Origin of the sequence: Mycobacterium asiaticum (assembly GCF_001668675.1) — a bacterium.
In the GTDB taxonomy this organism is placed as follows: Bacteria; Actinomycetota; Actinomycetes; order Mycobacteriales; family Mycobacteriaceae; genus Mycobacterium; species Mycobacterium asiaticum_D.
Window position 1 is genome coordinate 17,495 of record NZ_LZKQ01000040.1, and the last position, 14,673, is coordinate 32,167.

The 14,673-nt window shown below is 69.1% G+C and carries 14 protein-coding genes; 5 read left to right on the forward strand and 9 right to left on the reverse strand.

Annotated features, from left to right (window positions below; all coding sequences use genetic code 11):
- Positions 1–32: 32 nt before the first annotated feature.
- The 5 genes from A9X01_RS03530 to A9X01_RS03550 all read right to left on the reverse strand — a co-directional run bounded on the left by A9X01_RS03530 (position 33) and on the right by A9X01_RS03550 (position 5,538).
- Positions 33–2,015: a peptidoglycan D,D-transpeptidase FtsI family protein gene (locus tag A9X01_RS03530; protein WP_065119309.1), complete on the reverse strand. Its 1,983-nt coding sequence runs from the start codon at positions 2,013–2,015 to the stop codon at positions 33–35.
- Positions 2,012–3,148, reverse strand: a complete 1,137-nt coding sequence (gene ftsL, locus A9X01_RS03535; protein ID WP_065119310.1) for a cell division protein FtsL — start codon at positions 3,146–3,148, stop codon at positions 2,012–2,014. The genes A9X01_RS03530 and ftsL overlap by 4 nt, the downstream gene beginning before the upstream one ends.
- A complete protein-coding gene (gene rsmH / locus A9X01_RS03540; protein WP_436405224.1) occupies positions 3,145–4,329 on the reverse strand; it encodes a 16S rRNA (cytosine(1402)-N(4))-methyltransferase RsmH in 1,185 nt (394 codons plus the stop codon). The genes ftsL and rsmH overlap by 4 nt, the downstream gene beginning before the upstream one ends.
- Positions 4,304–4,735, reverse strand: a complete 432-nt coding sequence (mraZ, locus tag A9X01_RS03545) for a division/cell wall cluster transcriptional repressor MraZ (RefSeq protein ID WP_036359475.1) — start codon at positions 4,733–4,735, stop codon at positions 4,304–4,306. The genes rsmH and mraZ overlap by 26 nt, the downstream gene beginning before the upstream one ends.
- Positions 4,736–5,136: 401 nt before the next feature.
- The gene (locus A9X01_RS03550) at positions 5,137–5,538 is read right to left on the reverse strand and encodes an SCO2097 family morphological protein (RefSeq protein WP_065119312.1); all 402 of its coding nucleotides are present in this window, start codon (positions 5,536–5,538) and stop codon (positions 5,137–5,139) included.
- A 256-nt stretch (positions 5,539–5,794) separates the two neighbouring features.
- On the opposite strand from A9X01_RS03550, the gene A9X01_RS03555 reads away from it, so the two are divergent.
- Both A9X01_RS03555 and lppM read left to right on the forward strand, forming a co-directional pair.
- Positions 5,795–6,406, forward strand: a complete 612-nt coding sequence (locus A9X01_RS03555; protein WP_065119313.1) for a GNAT family N-acetyltransferase — start codon at positions 5,795–5,797, stop codon at positions 6,404–6,406.
- A gap of 122 nt (positions 6,407–6,528) precedes the next feature.
- The gene (lppM, locus tag A9X01_RS03560; protein WP_065119323.1) at positions 6,529–7,173 is read left to right on the forward strand and encodes a lipoprotein LppM; all 645 of its coding nucleotides are present in this window, start codon (positions 6,529–6,531) and stop codon (positions 7,171–7,173) included.
- On the opposite strand, the gene A9X01_RS03565 is transcribed toward lppM, so the two are convergent.
- Positions 7,170–8,066: a mycobacterial-type methylenetetrahydrofolate reductase gene (locus A9X01_RS03565; protein ID WP_065119314.1), complete on the reverse strand. Its 897-nt coding sequence runs from the start codon at positions 8,064–8,066 to the stop codon at positions 7,170–7,172. The genes lppM and A9X01_RS03565 overlap by 4 nt on opposite strands.
- Before the next feature lie 210 nt (positions 8,067–8,276).
- Here A9X01_RS03565 and idsA2 point away from each other — a divergent pair, with 210 nt between their 5' ends.
- Positions 8,277–9,338, forward strand: a complete 1,062-nt coding sequence (idsA2, locus tag A9X01_RS03570; protein WP_065119315.1) for a bifunctional (2E,6E)-farnesyl/geranyl diphosphate synthase — start codon at positions 8,277–8,279, stop codon at positions 9,336–9,338.
- Between the two features lie 4 nt (positions 9,339–9,342).
- Positions 9,343–10,848: an alpha-(1->6)-mannopyranosyltransferase A gene (locus A9X01_RS03575; RefSeq protein WP_065119316.1), complete on the forward strand. Its 1,506-nt coding sequence runs from the start codon at positions 9,343–9,345 to the stop codon at positions 10,846–10,848.
- Here the strand turns inward: A9X01_RS03575 and A9X01_RS03580 are convergent.
- Entirely contained in the window at positions 10,835–11,239 is a 405-nt protein-coding gene (locus A9X01_RS03580; RefSeq protein ID WP_065037469.1) for an Rv2175c family DNA-binding protein, read from the reverse strand. The two genes, A9X01_RS03575 and A9X01_RS03580, sit on opposite strands and share 14 nt — an antisense overlap.
- 92 nt (positions 11,240–11,331) lie before the next feature.
- Between A9X01_RS03580 and A9X01_RS03585 the strand changes: the two genes are divergently transcribed.
- Complete coding sequence (locus tag A9X01_RS03585) at positions 11,332–12,591, forward strand: protein kinase domain-containing protein (RefSeq protein WP_253848910.1); 1,260 nt, start codon at positions 11,332–11,334, stop codon at positions 12,589–12,591.
- 38 nt (positions 12,592–12,629) lie between these two features.
- On the opposite strand, the gene A9X01_RS03590 is transcribed toward A9X01_RS03585, so the two are convergent.
- Positions 12,630–14,018, reverse strand: coding sequence for a class II 3-deoxy-7-phosphoheptulonate synthase (locus tag A9X01_RS03590; RefSeq protein WP_065119318.1), 1,389 nt, complete (start codon positions 14,016–14,018; stop codon positions 12,630–12,632).
- Positions 14,019–14,052: 34 nt separating this feature from the next.
- Positions 14,053–14,556, reverse strand: coding sequence for a polyadenylate-specific 3'-exoribonuclease AS (locus A9X01_RS03595; protein WP_065119319.1), 504 nt, complete (start codon positions 14,554–14,556; stop codon positions 14,053–14,055).
- Positions 14,557–14,673: the final 117 nt, after the last annotated feature.

Here is a 14,673-nt window from a genome sequence, read left to right on the forward strand (position 1 = left end):
GGGGCCGGTGACCTCCCGCGCCTGCGTCGGCGTTACATCGCCTGCAGGGTCAGCGGCGGTCCCGGGTCGGGTGACAGCGGCACGTTCTCGCGCTGCATCAGCCAGCCCGCGATGTTGTGGAACAGCGGCGCCGCGGAGTGCCCTGGTGTGCCGTCGGCGTTGCGCTGCGGGTTGTCCATCATGATGCCGATGACGTAGCGGGGATTGTCGACGGTGGCCATGCCGGCGAACGTGATCCAGTAGACGTCGTCGAAGTAGCAGCCGCAGCCCGGGTTGATTTGCTGCGCGGTCCCGGTCTTGCCGGCCATCTGGTAGCCGGGGACCGCGGCGGCCGGGCCGGTGCCCTGCTGGTAGCCCATCGGGTCCTGCTGCACGACCGCGCGCAGCATCTGCCGCACCGTCTGCGCGGTCTGCGCGGAGACCACCCGCACGCCTTCGGGGCGGGCTTCCTCGGTACGCGTTCCGTCGGCGGCGATGGTGGCCTTGAGGATCCGCGGCGGGATGCGCACGCCGTCGTTGGCGATGGCCTGGTACATGCCCGCCATCTGCAGCAGTGTCATCGAAACACCTTGGCCGATAGGCAGATTTGAGAAGGTGCTGCCCGACCACTGGTCGATCGGCGGCACCAGGCCCGCGCTCTCGCCGGGGAGCCCGACGCCGGTGCGCTGACCGAGCCCGAACTTGCGGACCATGTCGTAGAAGCGTTCCGGCCCCACCCGCTGCGCCAGCATCAGCGTGCCGACGTTGGACGACTTCCCGAACACACCGGTGGTGGTGTAGGGCATCACGCCGTGTTCCCACGCGTCGTGCACGGTGACGCCGCCCATCGAGATTGTGCCCGGCACCTGCAGGACCTCGTCGGGGTTGCTCAGCCCGTATTCGATGACCGACGAGGCGGTGATGATCTTGTTCACCGAACCCGGCTCGAACGGCGAGGACACCGGCAGATTGCCCAGTTGCCGGTCGCCCTGGCGCCCGATGTCCTGCGACGGGTCGAAGGTGTTGTCGTTGGCCATCGCCAGCACTTCACCCGTCTTGGCGTCCAGCACGACCGCCGACACGGTGTGGGCACCCGACACGTTCTTGGCCTGTTGCACCTGCTGCTGTACGTAGAACTGGATGTCGTCGTCCAGGGTGAGCTGGACCGTGGAGCCGTGCACGGCCTTGTGCCGGTTGCGGTAGCTGCCGGGGATGACCACGCCGTCGGACCCGCGGTCGTAGGTGACCGATCCGTCGGTGCCGGCCAGCACCGCGTCCAGCGAGTCCTCCAGGCCCAGCAGGCCGTGCCCGTCCCAGTCGATGCCCCCGACGATGTTGGCCGCGAGCGACCCGCCTGGATACTGGCGCAGGTCCTGGCGCTCCGAGCCGACCTCGGGGAACTTGGCCGAGATCGCATGTGCGATGGCGGGATCGACGTTGCGGGCCAGGTAGACGAAGGTCTCGTTGCTCTGCAGTTTCTTGAGCAGGGCCGCCGCGTCCGGCTTGTTGTTCAGCTTGCCCGCGACTTCTTTGGCGATGTCTTTGAGGCGCTCCTGCGGGTCCGGCGCGTGTGGCGACTTCTTCCTGGCTTCTTCCAGCTGTTGGCGAATTCGCTTGGGCTGGAAGGTCAGGGCGCGCGCTTCGATGGTGAAGGCCAGCCGGTCGTTGTGGCGGTCGACGATGGCGCCGCGGATCGCGCGTTCGACGTCGGTGACCTTCAGCTGGCCCGCGGCCTGGGCATTGAGCTGCGGCGCGTTGGACACCTGCAGGTAGAACAGCTGGGTGACGGCCACGATCATCAAGATCAAGATGACGACATTGCCCGCCCGATGCCGGAAGACGAACGACGCCCCACGGCTCGCCACTTCCACCGCCTGACGGGTGCGCCGCTCCCGGGCCGAGTGGGCTGTGCCGGGGGCGCGAGTCGGCTTGTCCTGCTTGGGTTTGCGAGTTCGCCTGGGCTGCTTGACGTCCTGGGCTGCACGCGGTTTACGGGCGCGGCGCTCCGGGGCCGCCCGGCGGGGGTCGCGGCTCATCGCGGGATCCCGGGCACAGCCGGTGCCGCCGGCGCGACGGGGACGACCTGCTCGCCGACGGCCGGCAGGGGCGCTACCCCGTGTACGTCGGGAACGGTTGGGCCGGTGGGCATTCCGGGCACCGGCGCGGCTACTGGCGGAACGATCTGAGTCGGGACCTGGCCCGGGACCTGGGGCAGCTGGGCCGGGACCGGGGGCAGCTGGACCGGAACCCCGTGCAGCGGGTCCAGCACCACCGGCGCCTGGGCGGGCAGACCGGGCACCTGGGCGGGCAGACCGGGCACCTGGGCGGGCAGTTGCGTGCTGCCCAGCGTCGAGGATCCGTCGGGCCCGCGCAGGAGCACCTGCGGACCGGTGCGAACGGGCGGGGCCGGGTCACCAGGAGCGGGCATCACCCGGACCGCCACCTCCGGCGGCGTCACCGGCGGCTTGGGCGGCGGGGGTGGGCCCTCGTCGGGCAGCTTGGTGTTCAACGGCGGCGGCGGCACGCCGTCGGCCGGTTTGGGAGTGCCGACCACCACCCAGTTGCCGTCGGGCGCCTGAACCAGGTGGGCGGTGTCGCGAGTGGGGATCATGCCCTGTTTGCGGGCCGCTTCGGCCAGCGCAGGCGCGGACTCCGCCTCGCGCACGTCGCGCTCGAGCGCCTCCTTCTGCTGTTGCAGCATGCGGGTGCGCTCGCGGGCGTGGCTGAGCTGGTAGGACCGTTCGGCGGCGTCGGTGGACAGCCAGAGCGTCAGGCCCAGACCGATGCCCAGCGACCCGATCACCAGCACGACGAACGGGACCCGGCTCAGCAACGTGCGCGGGCGCAGGTCGATCTGCGCCAGCCGGATGGCCAGCCGTTCGGACAGCTTGGGCCGAACTACTTTGGGCGCCTTCGCTTTACGTGCCTTGGCGCGGGCCTTGGCCTGGCTGGTGTTCTTGGGCCGGGCCGGGCGGTCGACGGGCCGGGCCATCGGACTCGTCTGCGGCCCCGACCTCGGCGCCCGGACCTCGCGTGCGGGCGCGGTGGACTTGCGGGCGCGACCCCGCCGGGACGACGGGTCGGCGGGGGTACGAACGCCGGTGGCGCCGGCGCGACGAGCGCGACGCTCGCTGTCGCGGCGCTTCGTCGCCTCGCGCTTTGTGCTCATGCCTTCGCCTTCCCGTTCTCCCGCTCGACTCGTTGCAGGGCGCGCAGCCGCACCGGGGCGCTGCGCGGATTGCGTTCCGTCTCAGCCGCGTCAGCCCGTTCCGCTCCGCGCGTCAACGAGGTGAATCGTGGCCCGTGGCCGGGAAGTTCGACCGGCAGACCCGGCGGGGTACGGGAGGCCGTCGCGTCGGCGAACAACCGCTTGACGATCCGGTCCTCCAGCGACTGGTAGGACAGGACCACGATGCGCCCGCCCACCGCCAGCGCCTCCAGCGCGGCCGGCACGGCGCTGCGCAACGACTCCAGCTCGTCGTTGACCGCAACACGCAGCGCCTGGAAGGTGCGCTTGGCCGGGTGCCCGCCGGTCCGCCGGGCCGGCGCCGGGATCGCCTCGTAGAGCAGCGCTACCAGCTCGGCCGTCGAGGTGAACGGAGCGCGGGCGCGGCGGCGGACGATCTGCGCCGCGATCCGGCGGGCGAATCGCTCCTCGCCGTAGCGGTGCAGGATGTCGGCCAGCTCGGCCTCGGGGTAGTTGTTGACGATGTCGGCGGCGGTCAGCGGCGCCGAGGGGTCCATCCGCATGTCCAGCGGCGCATCCTTGGCGTAGGCAAACCCCCGCTCCGCACGGTCCAGCTGCATCGAGGAGACCCCGAGATCGAACAGCACGCCATCCACTGATTCGATTGTGGGATAACTGGATTCGGCAAGTGCCGCCGCGATGCCGTCGTAGCGGGTGTGCACCAGGGTGACCCGATCGGCGAAGGGAGCCAACCGGTTTCGGCTGATGGCCAAGGCGCTCGGGTCGCGGTCGAGCCCGATCAGCCGCAGCCCGGGCAACTCGGTGAGGAATCGCTCGGCGTGCCCGCCGGCGCCGAGGGTGGCGTCGACGAGCAACGCGCCGGCACCGTCGGGACTGTGCCGGGTCAGCGCCGGTGCCAGCAATTCGACGCATCGCTGCGCCAGCACCGGCACATGGCCGAAATCACCTGCGCCGGAACGCGGATCGTCGGGGTTAGGCATCCTGACCCCTCCCCGGCCGGTGCGGCCTAGCTGGCGTCCCGCCCGTGCACCGAGGCCCCTGTCCGAGACGCACCTGGCGTTGGGGAAGTACGCCAGGGTCGGTTCGGGCAGAGACCACGGTGCACAGGCATGCACCTCAGAAGATGTCGCCGAGTGCTTCATCGCTGGCCGCGGAGAAGTTCTCTTCATGGAGTTGCTGATAGTCGTTCCAGGCCTGGGCATCCCAGATTTCGAGATAGTCGACCGCACCGATGACCACGCAATCCTTGGACAGGCCGGCGTAGCGCCGGTGGTCGGCCGACAGCGTGATGCGCCCCTGCCCGTCGGGGTGCTGCTCGTCGGTGCCGGCGGCGAGGTTACGCAGAAACGCCCGCGCCTCCGGATTGCTGCGCGGCGCCTTGCTGGCCCGCCGCGCCAACTGCTCGAACTCCGCACGCGGATAGACGGCGAGGCTGTGATCTTGACTCTTGGTGACCATCAACCCCCCTGCCAATGCGTCGCGAAATTTGGCCGGCAGCGTGAGCCGCCCCTTGTCGTCGAGCTTGGGCGTGTAGGTGCCGAGAAACACTGCGGCACCTCCGACTTGCTTGTCACCCAAACACTTCGGCCACCATACCCCACAGTCCCCCACTTCGCCCCATAACGACCCCCTCCGCGCGTCTCATGGCGCCGTTCCCCCACCACACGCCGCGGGGCGGCCCACTTCGGCGGGCCCGGCACTTTTCCCGGGGCACATAAAACCGCACTTCAGAGCCCTATTTCAGGCGATGGAGGCGGGGTGGGGCGCGGTGGGGAGCGATGGACACAAGTGCGCTACGAATGCGCCACGAGTTGGCTAACCGGGGCCCGGCGCGCGTGTTTTGCGGGCTGAGCCTGCAACGCTGATTGCCCGAGCATTCGTCGGCCTGCACTGACAAAGCAAAACGGGGCAGCCGTTGAGCTACCCCGTTATTCGCGTATCAGAAAGGGTTATTCGTCGAAGCGCCGACGGAACCGGTCTTCCATGCGGCTGGTGAACGTTCCACCCGGGCCCTTGGACCGGCGCGGGCGCGACGGGCTCGCGGTGGTTCCGGTGTCCGGGCGGCCGGACAGCCGGCGACCGGTGACGGCGTACACCACGCCACCGAACATCACGACGAAACCGAGCACGCTCAGGATCGGGAAGGTTCCGATCATGGTGGCTTTGAAGGCGACCCCGGAGACCAGCATTGCCAAGCCGACGACGAACAGCGCGGTGCCCTGCAGTCGGCGTCGCGCGGTGGGCGCGCGGAAACCGCCGCCACGTACGCTCGAGGCGAACTTCGGATCCTCGGCATAGAGAGCGCTCTCGATCTGATCGAGCATTCGCTGCTCATGATCGGAGAGTGGCATTCGTCCCTCCTTGCCGAAACACTGTCCCGTAGCCACTGATAGCACGCGGATGCCCGTTGTAGAGCAATTAATACCAATGATACGAGGTCCATCTGCGCCGTACCACTGATTCGCAGGCGATTCTATCTCGGCTGCGTCGGCGAGCAGTGCCGGGCCGCGACACGACCGGCCGTCGCGGCGCGAGGGCCACACCCGATACTGGAACGTGCCCGACTTCGACCGGGCGCCGTTTGCCTACCCGAGGAGGACAGCGCGTTTGGCGACTTTCCTCATCGATTTCCCGGCGAACGAGATGCAGCGCCGCCTCGGTGAAGCGCTGGGCGTGTACGTCGACGCCATGCGTTACCCCAAGGGCACCGAGAATCAGCGCGCCAGCATGTGGCTCGAGCACACCCGCCGGCCCGGCTGGCAGGCGGTCGCCGCCGTCGAAGTGGCGACCGACGATGCCGGCGCGGGCGGCCAGCCGCCGTCGGCCGCGGAGTTGAGCAACGCCCCGCTCGTCGGCGTCGCCTATGGGTACCCGGGCGCACCCGGCCAGTGGTGGCAGCAGCAGGTCGTCCTGGGCCTGCAGCGCAGCGGTTTCCCGCAGCACGCGATCGATCGGCTGATGACCAGCTACTTCGAGCTCACCGAGCTGCACATCCACCCGCGGGCGCAGGGCCGTGGGCTCGGCGAGGGCCTGGCCCGGCGGCTGCTCGGGGGCCGTCAGGAAGACAATGTGCTGCTGTCCACCCCGGAGAACAATGGCGAGGCCAACCGGGCGTGGCGGCTGTACCGGCGGCTGGGCTTCACCGACGTGATCCGCGGCTACTACTTCGCTGGGGACCCGCGGGCTTTCGCGATTCTGGGCCGCGCGTTGCCGCTGTGACCGGGCGGCTCACCGGATCCGCGCGCCGGGTCTGGCACGATGACCTGGTGCGCGCCAGCTCTCCCACGCAATCAGCCCGGACGGTTTCCGCGCGACGGAGCCGCCGGGTCCTGGCGATCCTGATGCTTTTGTTGGTGGTACCGCTGGCTAGCGGCTGCCTGCGGGTGCGGGCTTCGCTGACCATCTCGCCCGACGACCTGGTGTCCGGCGAGATCATCGCGGCGGCGAAACCCAAGAGCAATCGGGACACCGGGCCGCAGCTCGACACCAACCTGCCCTTCAGTCAGAAGGTCGCGGTGTCGAACTACGACAGCGACGGCTACGTGGGCTCACAGGCCGTCTTCTCCGATCTGACCTTCGCCGAGCTGCCGCAGCTGGCGCATATGAACCCCGATGCGTCCGGGGTCAATCTCTCGCTGCGCCGCAACGGCAACATGGTGATCCTGGAAGGTCGCGCCGACCTGACCTCGCTCACCGACCCCGAAGCCGAGATCGAGCTGACCATCGCGTTCCCGGGCACGGTCACCTCCACGAATGGGGACCGCATCGAGCCCGAGGTCGTGCAGTGGAAGCTGAAGCCGGGCGTGGTGAGCACGATGACCGCCCAGGCTCGCTACACCGATCCCAACACCCGGTCATTCACCGGGGCGGGCATCTGGCTGGGCATCGCATCATTCGCCGCCGCCGGCGTGGTGGCGATGCTGGCCTGGGCGAGCCGGGACCGCTCGCCGCGGTTCACCGCGCCGACCGACCAGTCGTCCGGCTAGGCCGGCTTGTCGGGCGCCCAGTAGGCGAGCATCTCGGCGAACGTCTCGAACGCCGGCCCGGAGACGCCGTAGGTCGCCTCGAAATGGATGCTCAACGGGAATCCCAGCTCAGCCACCCCGTCCACCACGCGCTGGTACAGGTCGACCAGCATCCGCCGCTTTTCCGGCGGCTCGCTGGCAGCCAGCTTCCTGACGAACTCCTGTTCCTCGGCGACCACCGCATTGCCAGGGTCCTGGATCAGCCAGTTGATCAGACCGACCCGGGCCTCCATCTTCGGGACGAAGCCGAACGAAAGCAGGATCTCGGGCCGGTGATCGGTGCTCTTGGCGAAGTCGGCGAGAAAGCCCACGATGGCATCGGAGTACAGCAGTTGCGTCATGCCGTAGGTGGCGCCCTGGTTGCATTTGAAGTCGAACCGGCCCTGTTCGCCCTCCCGGGTGGGAATGAGGATCACGCCACGGTTGGCCACCGCGTCGCGGTAGATGGACAGCGCGTCGGTGGGCGCGACACCGGAGCCTTCGCCGTCGTTCATGGTGCGCGGCACCCCGACGAAGACCACGCCCTCCATCCCGGCTGCGGTCAGTTTGGCCAGCCGCTCGCCCAGGGTGGCTTCGTCCATGAAGGCGGTGACTTGGGTGCACAGGCCGTTGATCCCGGGCAGTTGCGGACGGATGATCGACCAGAAGTCCAGCACGTCCAGCTTGGGCTGCATCGTTATCGGGCGATCGTCGTCCTCGGCGATCATGCCCGGGATCATCACGTGCCGGATGCGCCCGTCCAGGCCGAACTCCGCGGAGTACCGCACCACTTTGGCCGCGTCGTCCGCTGCCTTCTCGAAACCCCCGGCCACGTTCGGCGGCACCAGCTCCAGCGCGATGGTGTTGAGCGTCACCCAGTTCCTCTTCCCTGCCGGCCTGCATTCTGACGCGCCACGCCGCGCAAATCCCCCCGTGCTGAGCCCGGCCGACCGTCGACGCGGGCCACCACGACAGCATAGGGGCGGCAGGTCAGGGCGCGGCATACACTGTCGGGCCAGAGACCTGCCCAGGGAGAAAGGGGCGCCGCGCTGAGCCTGCAAGCATCGGCACCATCGACCGACGAGGTGGCCGGCGCCGTCACCGATCAACTGCGACGGTACCTGCGCGACCGGCGCGGCGAGTCGGCGTATCTGGGCACCGAATACGAGGCGCTGACCGCCTGGCTGGAGGATTTCGTGCTCAGCGGCGGTAAGCGGTTGCGGCCGGTGTTCGCCTACTGGGGATGGGACGCCGTCGCCCCGCAGGCGCCCGGCCCCGATTCGCTGCTGCTGTTCGGCGCGCTGGAACTGCTGCACGCATTCGCCCTGGTGCACGACGACGTCATCGACGCCTCGGCGACCCGCCGTGGCCGGCCGACCGCGCACGTGCACTTCGCGGCCCTGCACGCCGAACGCGGTTGGCGCGGCGCCTCCGACCAGTTCGGCATGTCGGCGGCGATCCTGCTCGGCGACATCGCGCACGCCTGGGCCAACGACATCATCGCCCGCGTCCGGATGTCCGCCGATGCCCGTGCGCGGGTGGAGCCGGTGTGGTCGGACATCCGCACCGAGGTGCTGGGCGGTCAGTATCTGGACATCCTGGCCGAGGTCTCGGTGCCGGCCTCGGCCGCGGAGTCGGTCGCGTCGGCGATGACCGTCGCCACTTACAAGACCGCCTGCTACACGGTGTTGCGGCCGCTGCAGCTGGGTGTCGCCGCCGCGGCGGACCGGCCCGACGTGTTGTCGATCTTCGGACAGTTCGGGACCGATCTCGGGGTGGCGTTCCAGCTGCGTGACGACGTCCTGGGCGTGTTCGGGGACCCGGCGGTCACGGGCAAGCCGTCCGGCGACGACCTGCGGTCCGGCAAGCGCACGGTGCTGCTGGCCGAGGCCATCCAATTGGCCGAGGAGTCAGACCCGTTGGCGGCCAACCTATTACGGACTTCGGTCGGGACCGACCTCAGCGAGGAGCAGGTACGCGAACTGCGCGACGTGATCGAAGGGGTGGGTGCGCTGGCGGCGGCGGAGAACCGGATCACCGAACTCACCGAGCGGGCGCTGGCCACCCTGGCTTCCGCACCGGTCAGCGCGACGGCCAAGGCCGGCCTGTCAGACCTGGCCCACCTTGCCACCGACCGGTCCGCCTGAGCCGATGACGACCCTTCTGACGCAAGGCATTTCGCGGTTGCGGACGTTCATCACCACGCCCGAGGCGGCACCGGCGCGGCAGGGTTTCCTGGGGTCGGTGCTGATCACCGCCGGCGGACTGGGTGCGGGCAGCACCCGCCTGCACGATCCGTTGCTGGAGTCGATCCACATGTCCTGGCTGCGGTTCGGCCACGGGTTGGTGTTGTCGTCGATCCTGCTGTGGCTGGGCGTGGTCCTGGTGATCGTCGCGTGGTTGCGACTGGGTCGGCGCGCGCTGGCGGGACAGACCAGCGAATTCACCATGCGGGCCACCACCGCGTTCTGGCTGGCGCCGTTGCTGCTGTCAGTGCCGGTGTTCAGCCGCGACACCTATTCCTATCTCGCCCAGGGCGCGCTGCTGCGCGACGGCCTGGACCCCTACGCGGTGGGGCCGGTCGGTAACCCGAATCCGTTGCTGGACGACGTCAGCCCGATCTGGACGATCACCACCGCCCCGTACGGGCCGGCGTTCATCCTGGTGGCCAAGCTGGTGACGATGCTGGTCGGCAACAACGTCGTGGCGGGCACCATGCTGTTGCGGCTGTGCATGCTGCCCGGGCTGGTGCTGCTGATCTGGGCCGCTCCCCGGCTGGCGCATCATGTCGGCAGCGACGGCGCCAAGGCGTTGTGGATCTGCGTGCTCAACCCCCTGGTGTTGATCCACCTGATGGGTGGGGTGCACAACGAAATGCTGATGGTCGGCCTGATGGCCGCCGGCATCGCGCTGACCCTGCAACGCCGCCATGTCCTCGGCATCGCGTTGCTCACCGTCGGGATCGCGGTCAAAGCCACCGCCGGGCTGGCGTTGCCGTTCATGTTCTGGGTATGGATGCGTCACCTGCGCGAGGACCGAAACTGGCATCCGGTGCGGGCTTTCGTGGTGGCCGCCCTGTCGTCGCTGGCGATCTGTGTCGCGGGCTTCGCGGTGCTGTCCCTGATCGCGGGTGTGGGCCTGGGCTGGATGACCGCCCTGGCGGGCTCGGTGAAGATCATCAACTGGTTGACCGTGCCGACGGCGGTGGCGAACCTGGTGCACTTCTTCGGCAGCGGGTTGTTCGCTGTTCAGTTCTATGCCGTGCTGCGGATCGCCCGGCTGATCGGGATTTTGATCATCGCGGTATCACTGCCGGTGTTGTGGTGGCGTTTCCGCCACGACGACCGGGAGGCGCTGACCGGCATCGCCGGCGTGATGCTGATCGTGGTGCTCTTCGTGCCGGCGGCGCTGCCCTGGTACTACTCGTGGCCGCTGGCCGTGCTCGCCCCGCTGGCGCAGTCACGCCGGGCAATGGCCGCCGTCGCCGGAATCTCGACGTGGATCATGGTGATCTTCAAGCCCGACGGGTCGCACGGCATGTATTCCTGGCTGCACGTGGGATTGGCGACCGCGTTCGCGGTGCTGGCATGGTATTCGCTGTACCGCCAGGACGAGCCGGTGGTGCGGGCCGAGGAGCAGCCGGCTAGTACGCCATAGCCTGGGCGCGCCGCACCACCTCGCGAGCCTGATGGGCATGCAGGGCGTCGACCGGGCGGGCATTGCTCAGGGCGTCACGGGAGCCGTCGCGGGTAACCGTGAGCGACGGGTCCGGGGTGAACAGCCAGCGCACGATCTCGGTGTCGTGGTAGCCGCCGTCGTGCAGGATCGTCAACAACCCCGGCAGGCTCTTCACGACCTGGCCGGAGTTGGTGAAGAAGACCTGCGGCACCACCACCCCGCCGTTGCGGCGCACCGCAACCAGGTGGCCTTCGCGCAACTGCTGCTGCACCTTGCTCACCGGTATGCCGAGCAGTTCAGCGACCCGGGTCAGGTCGTAGGTTGGCTCGTCAGGATCCAGAACATCGTCGCCGGCCGGAATGCTGCCCACGGCGTTCAGTCTAGAACTTGCCAGGCGGCCAAGTCTGCGCGTTTTGGCGACGTTTCCCCATGAAATTGCGGCGCACACCTACGATGGCCTCCGTGGTTGAGACGGGAGACCTGCGCGCCAGCACGCTGCTGGATGGCCGCTATCTCGTCCAGGCCAAGATCGCCAGCGGCGGCACCTCGACCGTCTACCGCGGGGTTGACACCCGGCTGGACCGCCCCGTCGCCCTGAAGGTGATGGACGCGCGCTATGCGGGTGACCAACAGTTCCTGACCCGGTTTCAGCTCGAGGCGCGCGCGGTGGCGCGGCTGAAGAATCCGAACGTGGTGGCGGTCTACGACCAGGGCCACGACGGCCGGCACCCGTTTCTGGTGATGGAGCTCGTCGAGGGCGGCACCCTGCGCGAGCTGCTGATCGAGCGGGGGCCGATGCCGCCGCATGCGGTGGCCGCGGTGCTGCGGCCGGTGCTGGGCGGGTTGGCCGAGGCGCATCGGGCCGGGCTGGTGCACCGCGACATCAAACCGGAGAACGTCCTGATCTCCGACGGCGGCGAGGTCAAGATCGCCGACTTCGGGTTGGTCCGGGCGGTCGCCGGGGCCGGAATCACTTCCGCCAGTGTCATTTTGGGCACCGCCGCCTACCTCTCGCCCGAGCAGGTCCGCGACGGCAACGCCGGGCCCCGCAGCGACGTGTACTCGGCCGGGATACTGACCTACGAGCTGCTGACCGGTCAAACCCCGTTCACCGGTGACTCGGCGTTGTCGATCGCCTATCAGCGGATGGATAACGATGTGCCCCCGCCGAGTGCGGTAATCGAAGGTGTGCCACCGCAATTCGACGATTTCGTGGCGTGCGCGACTGCTCGGGACCCCGCCGAACGGTATGCCGACGCGATCGAGATGGCCGCCGACGTGGCGGCGATCGTCGAGGAGCTGGGGTTGCCGGACTTTCGGGTGCCGGCGCCGCGCAATTCGGCACAGCACCGGTCCGCGGCGCTGCAGCGCAGCCGCGTGGCCGAGCGGCCGAACCCGGGCCCGCCGCCGGTGCATCGCCCGACCCGGCAGTTCACCCGCGAACCGGGCGACTGGCCGCAGCAGGTGCCGCCGGCTGAGCGTGATCATGCAGCCGATTCGGGGTACGACTACGGATCCGACCCTGAATTCGACTCTGGCGCAGACGAATACGGCGACGACTCAGAGGAGTTCGCCGGCATCCCGATCGAGGACTTCAGGTGGGAGCGACAGCACCGCCGGCGCTTGATGCTGGTGTGGATGGCGGTGGTGCTGACCCTGACCGGACTGGTCGCGACGGCTGGGTGGACCGTGGGCGTGCACCTGAGCGCCTTGTTGCGTTAGCTGGCGCGAGCAGACGCCCCTTCCGCAGCGCGCGCCCCTTAGTCGCGCAGCATCTCCGCGACCAGGAAGGCCAGCTCCAGCGACTGCTGTGTGTTCAGCCGCGGGTCGCAGGCCGTCTCGTACCGACCGGACAGGTCGGTGTCGGAGATGTCCTGCGCTCCACCGAGGCACTCGGTGACGTTCTCACCGGTGATCTCGACGTGGATCCCGCCCGGGTGGGTGCCCAGCGCGCGGTGCACCTCGAAGAAGCCCTGCACCTCGTCGACGATCCGGTCGAAGTGCCGCGTCTTGTAGCCCGTCGAGGACTCGTGGGTGTTGCCGTGCATCGGGTCGCACTGCCAGATCACCTGGTGGCCGGCGGCCTGAACCTTCTCGATGATCGGCGGCAGCACGTCGCGCACCTTGTTGTTGCCCAGCCTGCTCACCAGGGTCAGCCGGCCCGGCTTGTTGTGCGGGTCGAGCCGCTCGACGTACTCGACGGCCAGTTCCGGCGTCATCGTCGGGCCGATCTTGACGCCGATCGGGTTGGCGATTACCTCGGCGAACGCAACATGCGCGCCGTCGAGTTGGCGGGTGCGCTCGCCGATCCACACGGTGTGCGCCGACAGGTCGTAGAGCTGCGGCTCGCCGTTCTCGACCTCGGACAACCGCAGCATGGCCCGCTCGTAGTCGAGCACCAAAGCTTCGTGGCTGGCGTAGATCTCGGCGGTCTGCAGGTTGCGGTCGGCCACACCGCAGGCGCTCATGAACCGCAGCGCGCGGTCGATCTCGGAAGCCAGCGCCTCATACCGGGCTCCGGCGGGCGAGGTACGGACGAACTCGCGGTTCCAGTCGTGCGCCAGATGCAGCGAGGAGAAGCCCGACGAGGTGAGCGCGCGCACCAGGTTCATCGCCGCGCTGGCATTGGCGTAGGCACGCACCAGCCGCGACGGGTCGTGTTCCCGCGCCGCCGAGTCGGGGGCGAAGCCGTTGATCATGTCGCCGCGGTAGGACTTCAGGCCGAGCGCGTCGATGTCCGACGACCGGGGCTTGGCGTACTGCCCGGCGATGCGGGCCACCTTCACCACCGGCATGCTCGCGCCGTAGGTGAGCACGACCGCCATCTGCAGCAGGGTGCGGATGTTCCCCCGGATGTGCGGCTCGGTGTTGTCGGTGAAGGTCTCGGCACAGTCGCCGCCCTGCAGCAGGAAGGCCTCGCCGCGCGCGACCTCGGCCAGCTGCTCCTGCAGCCGGACGATCTCGGAGGGCACGGTCACCGGCGGCACACTCTCCAGCACGGTGCGCATCGCCGTCGCCTGGTCTTCGGGCCAGCTGGGTTGCTGGACGGCCGGCTTGGCCAGCGCGGCGTCCAGTCGTGCGCGCAGATCTGCCGGCAACGGCGGCAGCGGCGGCAGCTGGTCGATCGGGATGTCGACGGTCCAGTTCATCGGTCCATGGTAACTGTGCTGGATCGTCGGCTGATCAGGGAGAACGGGGTTCGGACCCGTCCTGGCCGGTGATGATCCGAAAGCGGTTGAGCTGATCGCGCGCATCGACGAGCGCATCGTGCACGTCCCGTGACCGCGGCGGCAGCCGCGGGGATCCCCGCTCCTCCCACAACTGCCGCAACTCCCTGGTGAACCGGGGTATGGCCCGGGGCAGGTCGGGCATGGTCCCCCACAGTTGGCATAACGCCACGTGGTCGTAGGCCCCGACCCAGGCCCACAGCTCGATCGGCTCGGAGCCCGTTACGCCCAGGAACTCTTCCAGGTCGTCGCGGATGCGACGGCGCGATCGCCAGAGTTGGGAGGCCGGCGGCGGCAGCTTGGGCAGCACATTGGCGCGGACCCAGCTGCCGGCGCGCTCCGGGTCGAATTCGGTGGAGACGGCGTAGTACTCGCGACCGTCCTCGGCGACCACGCCGATCGAGATGAGCTCGATGGTGCGGCCGTCCTCGATGAACTCGGTGTCGTAGAAAAACCGCACCGCCGCAGCCTAATGCGGGCTAGTGCGTCCGGGCGCGGCCCCGTGCCGAGCAGACGCGTAAGCCCCCCCCCCCCCCGGGGGGGGGGGGGGGGCGCGGGGGGGCGCCCCCGGGCGCGG

What these genes read in the sequence shown, in the direction of transcription:
- rsmH (WP_436405224.1), bottom strand. Translation starts at nt 4,329, where the DNA reads ATGAAGCACTCGGCGACATCTTCTGAGGTGCATGCCTGTGCACCGTGG.
- A9X01_RS03590 (WP_065119318.1), bottom strand. Translation starts at nt 14,018, where the DNA reads ATGAACTGGACCGTCGACATCCCGATCGACCAGCTGCCGCCGCTGCCG.
- ftsL (WP_065119310.1), bottom strand. Translation starts at nt 3,148, where the DNA reads ATGAGCACAAAGCGCGAGGCGACGAAGCGCCGCGACAGCGAGCGTCGC.
- lppM (WP_065119323.1), top strand. Translation starts at nt 6,529, where the DNA reads ATGCTTTTGTTGGTGGTACCGCTGGCTAGCGGCTGCCTGCGGGTGCGG.
- A9X01_RS03575 (WP_065119316.1), top strand. Translation starts at nt 9,343, where the DNA reads ATGACGACCCTTCTGACGCAAGGCATTTCGCGGTTGCGGACGTTCATC.
- A9X01_RS03550 (WP_065119312.1), bottom strand. Translation starts at nt 5,538, where the DNA reads ATGCCACTCTCCGATCATGAGCAGCGAATGCTCGATCAGATCGAGAGC.
- A9X01_RS03530 (WP_065119309.1), bottom strand. Translation starts at nt 2,015, where the DNA reads ATGAGCCGCGACCCCCGCCGGGCGGCCCCGGAGCGCCGCGCCCGTAAA.